General features: G+C 33.1%; 10 protein-coding genes and 1 pseudogene. All 11 read left to right on the top strand.

All coding sequences use genetic code 11. The features are described from left to right. Positions 1-20 precede the first annotated feature (20 nt). The 11 genes and pseudogenes from BV372_RS01750 (at position 21) to BV372_RS01800 (ending at position 11,124) form a co-directional block, all read left to right on the top strand. The gene (locus BV372_RS01750) at positions 21-1,382 is read left to right on the top strand and encodes an oligosaccharide flippase family protein (RefSeq protein ID WP_086682274.1); all 1,362 of its coding nucleotides are present in this window, start codon (positions 21-23) and stop codon (positions 1,380-1,382) included. 427 nt (positions 1,383-1,809) lie between these two features. Next, a pseudogene (locus BV372_RS38285) lies at positions 1,810-1,971 on the top strand (DapH/DapD/GlmU-related protein); the annotation flags it as partial. Beyond that, complete coding sequence (locus tag BV372_RS01760) at positions 1,967-2,812, top strand: class I SAM-dependent methyltransferase (protein WP_086682280.1); 846 nt, start codon at positions 1,967-1,969, stop codon at positions 2,810-2,812. The pseudogene BV372_RS38285 and the gene BV372_RS01760, both read left to right, overlap by 5 nt. 79 nt (positions 2,813-2,891) lie before the next feature. Further along, positions 2,892-3,824 (top strand): NAD(P)-dependent oxidoreductase, encoded by a 933-nt coding sequence (locus BV372_RS01765; protein ID WP_086682283.1) that lies wholly within the window; start codon positions 2,892-2,894, stop codon positions 3,822-3,824. Continuing rightward, entirely contained in the window at positions 3,821-4,981 is a 1,161-nt protein-coding gene (locus tag BV372_RS01770; protein ID WP_086682286.1) for a glycosyltransferase family 1 protein, read from the top strand. Before BV372_RS01765 ends, BV372_RS01770 begins: the two co-directional genes overlap by 4 nt. A 194-nt stretch (positions 4,982-5,175) precedes the next feature. Then, a complete protein-coding gene (locus tag BV372_RS01775; RefSeq protein ID WP_218776663.1) occupies positions 5,176-5,958 on the top strand; it encodes a methyltransferase domain-containing protein in 783 nt (260 codons plus the stop codon). Positions 5,959-6,028: 70 nt separating this feature from the next. Further along, positions 6,029-6,844 (top strand): glycosyltransferase family 2 protein, encoded by an 816-nt coding sequence (locus tag BV372_RS01780; protein ID WP_086682289.1) that lies wholly within the window; start codon positions 6,029-6,031, stop codon positions 6,842-6,844. After that, complete coding sequence (locus tag BV372_RS01785; protein WP_086682292.1) at positions 6,813-7,715, top strand: glycosyltransferase; 903 nt, start codon at positions 6,813-6,815, stop codon at positions 7,713-7,715. The genes BV372_RS01780 and BV372_RS01785 overlap by 32 nt, the downstream gene beginning before the upstream one ends. Positions 7,716-7,732: 17 nt before the next feature. Next, complete coding sequence (locus BV372_RS01790) at positions 7,733-9,094, top strand: O-antigen polymerase (RefSeq protein WP_086682295.1); 1,362 nt, start codon at positions 7,733-7,735, stop codon at positions 9,092-9,094. A gap of 7 nt (positions 9,095-9,101) precedes the next feature. Further along, a complete protein-coding gene (locus BV372_RS01795; protein WP_086682298.1) occupies positions 9,102-9,833 on the top strand; it encodes a glycosyltransferase family 2 protein in 732 nt (243 codons plus the stop codon). Positions 9,834-9,879: 46 nt separating this feature from the next. Further along, entirely contained in the window at positions 9,880-11,124 is a 1,245-nt protein-coding gene (locus BV372_RS01800; RefSeq protein ID WP_086682301.1) for a glycosyltransferase family 4 protein, read from the top strand. Positions 11,125-11,170: the final 46 nt, after the last annotated feature.

Genomic DNA, 11,170 nt, shown 5'->3' on the forward strand with positions numbered 1-11,170 from the left:
AATAGGATAATGTAAAAATAGTGCCTTTTATTCACAATAAAGATAATAGTCGAGGAAAAATCCGCTTATTAAAAGTAGGATTGACTGGCTTATCTAGTTTATTAATTAAACTTTTATCAATGGGAATTGGATTATTTTTGATACCATTGACAGCTAACTATCTAGGTACAGAACGCTTTGGTTTATGGCTAATTTTGAACACATTTCTAAATTGGATTGGCATGGCAGATTTTGGTCTAGCGAATAGTTTAAAGAATGCCTTGGCTGCTGCTGATGGAGAGCAGGAACAAGAAAAAGCTAAAATAGCTGTGTCAAGTGTATTTTGGATGACAATTGGTATAGCCTTTCTTTTAGGTATAGTATTTTCTGTTGCTTATCCCACTATTTCTTGGTCAAAAGTTTTTAATGTCACGTCTCCTCTAGCTAAATCTGAAGCTAACATAGCTGTTATATTTATTTCTATTTTATTTTTAGTTCGATTAGTACTTTCAATACCATCACATATTTACTATGCTTATCAAGAAGGATATTTATATAATATCTGGGATGTTATATCAAATATTATATCTATAAGTTCAATATTAATTGCTATTAGTTGGAAAGCAAACTTACCAGTCCTGATAATTGCAGGTTTTGGTACACCTCTGATAGGAAACATTTTTTCTGCTCTTCATATTTTTGTTTGGAAACGATCCTGGCTAATGCCGAAAATAACTTATTTTAGATGGAATCAAGCCTATTCATTGCTGAAAATTGGTTTTCATTTCTGGCTAGCTCAAATTTCAGCTATTCTTCTACTTCAAACAGACTTAATTTTAGTTGCCCAGATTTTTGGTGCTGTAGATGTAGCTAAGTATGGGGTAACACTCAAGTTATTTGGATTAATTAGTCTAGTACAAATGTCATTTTTGTTACCACTATGGGCAGCCTACACTGAAGCCATTGCTCGACAAGATTTTCAATGGGTGGTTAAAACATTTAAATATTCTCTTTGGATCAGTATGATCTGGGTAGTTGCAGCTAGTGGATTTTTAGTCATATTCGGCCAGGAGATTATCAAAATACTCACTAATCAGGAGATTGTTCCAGACATAAATTTATTGTTAGCTATGTCTTTAACTACAGTTATTATAGGATTTGCACAGTCATTAACCATGCTTTTAAATGGGCTAGGAGAAGTAAAAATACAAGCTCTATTAGGACTACCTTCAGGAATTGTAAATTTAATACTTTCAATTATATTAGGTCATTGGTTAGGGCTTGCGGGTATAAGTATAGGTACTTCTGTGACGATCGCACTCACTCTATTGATATATGTAAGCTCTATTATCAAAAGAATAAAAAATTTTAATTCGCTATCTAAGCACGAAAAATTTAGCTAAATGTAGCAGGAAGTATGACAATGTTTATTGATAAAGTAAAAAAAAAATTAAACATTTATTGTCTTACACAATTCGGTTACCATCTAATGTCAAAGTTCACCCAAGCTCCGAATTTGTCTTACCTAATTTAGTTTTTAAACCTGGCTGTTCAGTAAATATTGACGAACATAGCCAAGTACCAGGTTCTCTAATTTTTGATAGAGAAAATGCTACTATTTCTATTGGCAAAAGAGTATTTATGAATGGTAATCTTATTGCTGCTAAAAGCATTGAAATAGGTGATGATGTAATGATATCTTGGAGCGTAACAATTGTAGATCATAATTCTCATGCTGTATCTTTTTCACAGCGCTCAAAAGATGTTATGAATTGGCAATTAGGTAAAAAGGATTGGACTCATGTAAAAGTTGCACCTATTAAAATATGTAACAAAGTATGGATTGGCTTTAATTCAATTGTTCTTAAAGGTGTCACCATTGGTGAAGGTGCTGTTGTTGCAGCAGGTTCAGTTGTTACAAAAGATGTGCCAGCATGGACAATTGTTGGTGGTAATCCATCTCGTGTAATTCGGGAAATTCCAGAAAATGAGCGTTAAACTGTTAACTTGGGAAGAAGCTGTCCAATGGTTAATCAACCAACCAGATAAACAAGAATTAGTAAGACAATGTTACTATGATGAGCCTTTACAATTATCAGCAGAACGTTTTAGTAATAGCGAAGAATGGCTAGCTGTTAAAAATCTATTGAAAAAATACATTCCTGGACAGGTCTTAGACTTGGGTGCTGGTAGAGGAATTTCCAGTTATGCGTTTGCTAAATCTAAATGTTTAGTAACCGCGCTAGAACCTGATCCTAGTCCCATCGTAGGTTCTCAAGCAATCCAATCTTTATTTAATAGCACTAATTTACCAATCCAAATAGTTCAAGAATATGGTGAAATATTACCATTTCCAGAAAATAGTTTTGATATTGTATACGGACGAGCTGTTCTACATCATGCCTGCGACCTCAAACAATTCTGTAAAGAGGCAGCACGAGTTTTAAAACCTGGTGGTATATTTATTGCTACTCGCGAACACGTTATTTCTCAAAAAGAAGACTTACCTAAATTTTTAGACTCTCATCCTCTACATTTCCTTTATGGTGGAGAAAATGCTTACCGAGTACAGGAGTATAAACAAGCGATTAAAGCTGCAGAACTAAAGCTAGAAAAAGTCCTTGCTTCTTATGAAAGCGTTATTAATTACGCACCTATAACTCAAAAGGAATTTGAATCTGCAATAGTATCTGTATTGAGCTATATTTTAGGCAAAAAATTAGCTACTGGGCTAGCCGCTAATATAACTGTGCAGCAGTTAGCTGGCTGGTATAAATCTCGAATATCAAATGTTCCTGGTCGCCTTTACACATTTCTAGCGGTTAAATATTAGGCTTCGCGCAAAATTCCAAAAATAAATAATTAACCACTAATAAACGCTGATAAAAGCCACTTATGTAAGAGGTCTATTGATGACTCAGCCTAAATCAATTCTCATAACTGGAGTTGCTGGTTTCATTGGTCGCTACGTTGCTCGCTATTGCTCAGAGCAAGGCTGGTCTGTAATTGGTGTTGATAACTCCCCTCATGAAAATGCACCTATTGCCTATTTGTCAGCTTATTACTACCTTAAATTACCTGATACTGCTTTCAGTACTTTACTAAAAGAAATTTCTCCCCAAGTTTGTATTCATTGTGCTGGTCGTGCTTCTGTCGGTCTATCTATTACCGACCCTGTAGCTGATTTCTATACTAATACAGCACTTACCTTTGAAATTCTCAATACCTTGCGCCTCCAGGTACCTCACTGTAGATTCATTTTCCTCTCTAGTGCAGCAGTTTATGGCAACCCAAACTCACTTCCAGTCAGCGAAAATCAATCATTAGCTCCCCTTTCTCCTTATGGCTTTCATAAATTGCAGTGCGAGCAGCTATGTCTAGAGTTTGCCAAAGTCTATGGTTTACCAACTGCTAGTGTGCGAATCTTCTCTGCTTATGGGCCTGGTTTACGCCGTCAAGTTATTTGGGATATTTGCCAAAAAGCCATCACTCAAAACTCTGTTAGACTGCAAGGAACTGGACAGGAAAGTCGTGATTTTATCCATGCTCTCGACATTGCTAAAGCCCTAATAGTAGTCGCAAATTCTGCACCGATGCAAGGTGAAGCTTATAACTTAGCTTCCGGTACAGAAGTAAAGATTTCTGAATTAGCCAATATGGTTTTGGATGCTCTCGAGTATGAGGGCGCTGCTCAGTTTGATGGCATTCTCCCAATTGGTATACCCTTACACTGGCAGGCGGATGTCTCTAAGTTAGCTGCTTTAGGGTTTAGTGCTTCTGTACCTTTAAAATCGGGTATAAAAACATTTGCAACCTGGAGTAGAGCGGAGCTTATAGGGTTATGAAAAATTTTCATATTTGTCTTCATATGGAAGTCAATTCTCAATGGATGGGAGGGGCTATTTATATCCAAAATTTAGCTCGTGCTATTGCCAGCTTACCAACGGTGGAAAGAGCTAATATCAAACTCAGTGTTGCTTGTTCTCCTGATAATTTAAAATTGGTTCTCCCTATCCGTTCTTGTGTTGACCAAATTTACGTTTATGGTAGACTATATCTGAAAATTTTTGATAAATTGTCCAATAGCCTATTTTTCCTTCCTTTTCAATTATTAAATCCTCTAAAAATTAATTTTCTTTATCCAATGCAAACTTCTGTATTAAGTAGAAAATGTCCATACAGATGGGGAGCTTGGATTCCTGATTTCCAGCATCACTATTTTCCTGAATTTTTTTCCCAACAAGATATTAATATACGCAATGCTATCCATAAAAATATGGCTGACACTGCTCCTGTTATCATCCTGAGCAGCAAAATGGCAGAATCGGATTTTCATCGTCTTTATCCCCATGCAATATCACGAACTAAAGTTATGAATTTTGTCAGTTACCTAGAGCCAGATTATTTTTATCTTAACCCGCAACTAACTCAGGTTAAGTATAACCTACCAGATAAGTTCTTTATAATTAGTAATCAATTTTGGAAACATAAAAACCATGCTTTGGTAATCGAGGCTTTAGGGATTTTAAAACAAAATAATATTTATCCAACAATTGTTTTGACAGGCAGTTTTAACAAAAATTCTGAAAATTTTAGCCAATTAGTTTCTAGAATTGAAAAATTAGGGCTTGATCAGCAAGTGATAATTTTAGGATTAATTTCTCGGACTGAACAAATCCAACTAATGAGGAGATGTTTAGCTGTTATTCAGCCTTCTTTGTTTGAGGGATGGAGTACTGTTATTGAAGATGCGCGGGCTTTAGGTAAGCCAATGCTGGTTTCTGATTTCCCAGTTCATTTAGAACAAAACCCGCCTCAAGCATGGTTTTTTGAAAGACAAAATCCAGAACAATTGGCATCAATGATCGCTGAAGCATTATCTAACTTAACACCAGGTCCAGACATCTTAGCAGAAAATATAGCTAGACAAAAAAGCTATGAGGCTAGTTTAGCTTATGGTAGGCAATTTATTGAAATAGTTATGAACGAAGTATCAAAGTAAGTTTTCAAGAGTTTTTTTATATAAAAAATATCACTTGAATGAGGTATGAGAAAGAAGAAGTAATTAACCACAGATGAATACTGATAATTTTGTACTTCAGGCAGATGGAAAAAACCAAATATATTTATTTATAAATTTTGTAAAGACTTAGCTAAAAGTTTAGATATGAATTTAAACTATCACATCCTACTATTATGAAACCAAATATTATGAAATTTTTTAAAAAGGTTGAACAACTCAATTCAATAGCGAAAAACCAAGGTTTAAAAGGAGCTATTCAGGTTTTATCTCGACGTATCGCATCAAAGGATAAGACCCTACGTAGGGACATTTCTTCTCGCTATTTAGCCGGAGAAGGAATAGAGATTGGGGCTTTACATTCTCCCTTAGAAGTTCCTGCTAACGCTAAAGTTCGTTATGTTGACCGCATGTCCGTTGCTGAACTAAGAAAGCAGTACCCAGAGTTAGCAGATTCTCAATTAGTAGAAGTTGATATTATTGATGATGGAGAAACCCTTTTCTCAATAGCAGATTGTTCTCTTGATTTTGTCATCGCAAATCACATGATTGAACATTGTCAAAATCCCATTGGTACAATCAAACAGCATTTGAGGGTGCTGAAATCAGGTGGAATATTATATATGGCTGTACCAGACAAACGTTACACCTTTGATGTTAGTCGCCCTGTAACATCACTAGAACATCTAATTCGTGACTATACTGAGGGACCTCAATGGTCAAAATTATCCCATTTTGAAGAGTGGAGTAGGTTAGTAGAAAAAGTTTCTGAAGAAGATTTATCAGCATCAGTTCAACATTTAATTTCAATTGACTACAGCATTCACTTTCATGTATGGACTAAAGTAGAATTTTTAGAAATGCTGTTATACTGTCAACGCACTTTATTATTGCCTTTCAAAATAGAATTTTCACAGGAAAATGGTACAGAATTTATTATAATTATCAAAAAACTTTGATTGTAAGCACTCATGCTTATAGATGAGATTTGAATATTTTAATAACTAATGAGGTGTTGATAAATCTCTTATGGAAATCCCTACAACAACAGAAGAATATGCGAGCAAAGAACCTTATCCACAGCGCTTAGAAGGTGGATTGAGACGCAATTATAATTATCATAAAAAAAATCCACCTAATCAGCCCTTAATTACTATTATAACAGTTGTATTTAATGGAGGAGAATATATAGAGAGTACTATTAAGAATGTTCTTGAACAAAAATATGAAAATATAGAATATATAGTGATAGATGGTGGAAGTAATGATGGGACTTTAGAAATAATTAGGAAATATGAAGCCCATATTGAATATTGGATTAGTGAACCAGATAAAGGTATTTATGATGCAATGAATAAGGGATGGGCTGTAGCAGATAATAACAGTCATATTCTGTTCTTAGGTGCAGGAGATTTGATATTGAGCTTACCAGCGGTCAATCAACTGCGTTCTAATAAAGCTATTTTTGGCAAAGTAAGTATGGGGAATAATGGTTTCTTTAAATCAACATCCGATTGGAAACTTAAATTAGGAAATACTCTGCACCACCAAGGATTGTTGATTCATAAATCGCTTTGTAATGAGCCTCCATTTAATACGCAATATAAAGTTTATGCAGATTATGATTTCAATGCAAGGCTTTTTAATAAGGGTATAAATTTTGTATTTTCTGAATCATTCTTTGCATATGCTTTGCCAGATGGCTTAACTAGTCAGTTATATGTTCAGGAATGCTTAAGTATTATCGAGAAAAATTTCGGAATTCTTTGGAAAGTTTTGGCTGCAATTTACTACCTCTATCAAGGCATAAAATATGGATTTCGCAGAATTTCAATATTTTCTTAAAGAGACTTTAGCTGTTTTAGTACTTTATAAAACCGATATCAATAATTCCGATTCATTTAAATCATTAAGCTGTTGCTTAGAAAAAAACTCTTCTACGCTAGATATTCTTATTTACGACAATAGCCCATTGCCAATGCTAAATCAAAAGCAAATGGATTATCAAAATTGGCATATTAATTATGTTTATGATGAAACAAATCCAGGTGTTGGTAAAGCATATAATGTAGGATATAAAATTGGTAGACAAATGAATAAGCAGTGGCTGTTGCTGCTAGATCAAGATACTAAATTTGAACCAGATGCTTTACTAAAGTACTACCAAACAGTAAAGAGCAATTGTAACTCATTTTTGTTTGCACCTATTCTGACTTCGGATATGGGTGAACTTTATTCACCTTGTAAATATGCATTTAGAAGAGGATTTCCTCTCAAAAATATTGTACCAGGGTTGCATAACACTAAAAATATCTCACTATTGAATAGTGGTCTATTGATAAGTATAGATATTTTTGGAAAAATAGGTGGTTACAACGAGAAATTAAAACTTGATTTTAGTGACTTTGAATTTATAGACAGATATAAACAAATTAATACTTCTTTTATTATTATTAATACTAAATGTATTCACGGCTTTTCATCTCAACAAGATAGCATTGAAGCAGCATTAAGTAGATTCTCTAGGTACTGTGAAAGTATACAAGTACTAACTAAAATTCATGTAGATGCATTTATACTTTTATTTTTTGCTTTTGTTCGCGCCTGTAAATTAGCAGTTAAGTTTAAGGATTATAAATTTTTTTATATATTTTTTATTAATCTCATACAGTCGTATTTTAAAAATCTAAGCTTCAAAATCAATAAATTACCTTAATCAGGTTAAAGTTCATTATGACAGAGTATATATTATCAATAAATTTTTATCTTTATGTACCTCTTGTGATTTTGGCATTAGCGGCACAAGTATTAATTTTAAAAAAGCTGGTGTTTGCTTGGTATGACCCACTCTTCACTTATTTAGTTTTTAATTCATTTAGCATAGCATTTGTTATATATTTATTTTTTGATAATCAGATATATTTTGTCTATTTGATAACATTTATATTATCGAACATATTTTTTTTAGCTGGTCTAATATTAGGATATAGAAAAATTAGTTCAGGTAGAAAGAATTTTTTTGAGCCAATAATCCAAGAAAATGAAGAACAGGAAACTAATTATATTTTCGTATTTAAAAAATATTCTAAACAATTAAATATTATTTTATACATTTCTGTATTTATTCTTGTGGTTGCGAATACAATATTATTTTTCCAATATGGATCAGTTCCATTATTTTCTGAAAATGCTGAGGTAGCAAAAGTTGAGTTTCGTACTAACGGCTTTGGTTTTATTTATAGAATAAATGATGCACTTTTACCTGGTGCAATTGGGATAATTCTTATTAAAATTATTAATCCTAAAATTAAAATTGGTAAATACCAATATTTGGTTTTGATATTTTGTCTGTTAATTCTGATATTTTTGGCTTTGTCTGGTGGTAGTAAAGGAGCAATTTTACTGATTATAAATTTGATTTTTTATATTTATTTAATCAATAAACAGTTTGATACTAAATATAGCAATAAAATAAATTTTTATATTTCACTATTATTTATTTTAGGAATCAGTGTTGTATTATTCATTTTTTGGAGAGCTTCAATTGCAGTTCAATATTTAAATCTATTTGAAGCTTTGTTAGTTCGTCTTGTTGGGTCTGGAGATGTATTTTACTATTTCTACACTTATGATTTACTAAATCTATTTGATTATAACCCTATAGATTATTTAATAAATAGCATCAATCCACTCTTGAGTCTACTGAGATTGAGTGAGTACAGCACTGCTCTTGGAGAACGCATAATTTCAGAATCAATCGGCTTGACAACAGGAGGGTTTGGAGCCAATCCTCAGCATCCTATTGAAGGTTTAATTTATTTTGGCTTTGCTGGGTCTTGGATTTATAGTTTGACAATTGGTTATATAGTTTCTGTAATGAGAACTCGGCTGCTTTTGTTTGTGCTCAAAAAACCGCATCAATTAAATTTATTGTTATATATGATCTGTGCTTACCAAGTTCTCAAACTACCAGTTGATTCAAGTTTATTCCTAGAGTCTTTATATAGTACAGTTATTATTGGCACGCCTATTTTTATGTATGTTCAACTATTTTTTGCCTCAAAATCAACTTCTGTTAACCAAGCAGGAAAATAAAGATTAAATGATGAATGTTTCAGTATGCATGGCGGTATACAACGGTCAAGAATATTTACAAGATCAATTACAGTCTATTTTAAAACAGCTACAGCAGAATGATGAAGTTGTAATTGTCGATGATGCTTCTAGCGATCGCACTGTATCTATTATCAATAATTTTCAAGACTCCCGAATAAAATTAATAGAAAATAAGATTAATTTAGGTGTAGTAAAAACATTTGAAAAGTCGATAAATCATGCAAGTGGTGACATCATCTTTCTTAGTGACCAAGATGACATTTGGCTTGCATGTAAAGTCCAAAAATTTTTATCAGTTTTTGAAGCATACCCTGATGTAACACTAGTACTTAGCGATGCACAAATTATTGATGAAAAAGGTCAAATTACAGCAGATTCCTTTTTCAAAATTCGGGGAGAATTTGTTGCTAATCCTCTTTCTAACTGGATTAAAAGTAAACATCATGGTTGTACTCTAGCTTTTAGAAGAGAAATGCTAAAGTTATTTCTACCCTTTCCTGCTGATACTCCGATGCATGATATATGGATTGGCATAGTTAATGGCATTTACGGTAAAGCTTTTTATATAGATGAACCACTAATACAGCATCGCAGACATACCAGTAACACTGGACGAGGAATTTTTAACCATGCTGGAATTTTACAAATGGTAAATTGGCGATTAGTTTTAGCTAAAAACATTATAAGTTTACTTTTAAAACAAACATCGAAATATTAGCAATTAAATCTAGCTATAAAAATCTACTAATTCAAATATTTTTTATATGCAACGAATCTGGATTTTAAGTGAGTTATACTTCCCAGAGGAAACTTCCACTGGTTATATTCTAACCTATATTGCTGAAGGTTTAGCTGAAGAATATGAAGTTAAAGTAATTACCGGACCTGCAACTAATTTTTTGCATCGCGATGCTTATCCAGATTATGAAATTAAAAATGGTGTTGAAATATTTCGATGTCAAAGTACTGGATTTAATAAAGATTTTTTCTGGGGAAGACTAGTTAATTTAGTGGTTCAATCAACATCAATTTTATGGAAAGCTGGAAAACTTTGTCAGAGAAAAGATATTATTTTAGTTGTCACAAATCCGCCTTTATTGCCATTCGTAGCACTAGTTTTGAAATGGCTGAAAAATTGTCAGTTTGTCTTATTGATTCATGATGTTTACCCTGAAGTTCTTGTTGCTACTGGACTATGCAGTTCATCGTCATTGATAGCGAGAATAGGTCGTATAGTAAGTGCTTTACTATATACCCAAGCTAGTAAAATAATTACCTTGGGTAGAGACATGGCTAAGATAGTTAAAGATAAATTATCTAATAATCTTAATAAAGAAAATATTAGTTCAAAAATTTATTTAATTCCCAACTGGGCTGAGCACGAAACTGTTAAACCTAGCGATCGCAACAATAATCTATTATTACAAGAGTTAGGATGTTGCGATCGCTTTGTGGTTTTATATGCAGGTAACATGGGAAAAACTCATGGTATCGAAGACTTAGGAGAGGTAGCTAATATCCTGCAAGTTGACAGTAATATTCATTTTGTGGTTGTAGGCTTTGGCGCAAAGAAAAAGTGGTTAGAAGAGTATGTAAAATCATATAACCTACAAAATATTAATATTATCCCTCTATCTGCTCGACCTCGTTCTGAACAATCAGTATCTCTAAATGCTGGCGATGTTGCTTTAATTTCCTACCTTCCGGGTATGGCGGGTGTTTCTGTGCCCAGTCGTATGTATAATCAAATGGCAGCTGGTAAACCTATCATTGCTGTTGCAGATGATTGGTCTGAACTAGCTGAAGTTGTGCGAGAAGAAAATATAGGATGGGTAATTAAACCAGGGAACATTCAAGAATTGGTTTGGACAATTCAATTTGCAGCAAATAATCGCGATTTATGCACTCAAATGGGATTAAGAGCCGCAGAAGTAGCTAAAAATAAGTATAATTTTGCTCAAACTAACCAAGCTTATAAAGAATTGTTTAAAGAAGTATTTTCTTCTTAATTTTCTTAAGTTTTGCTAACTTTCCTAAATTACTTAATGCGATCGC

It is taken from the genome of Nostoc sp. T09 (assembly GCF_002154695.1).
In the GTDB taxonomy this organism is placed as follows: Bacteria; Cyanobacteriota; Cyanobacteriia; order Cyanobacteriales; family Nostocaceae; genus Aulosira.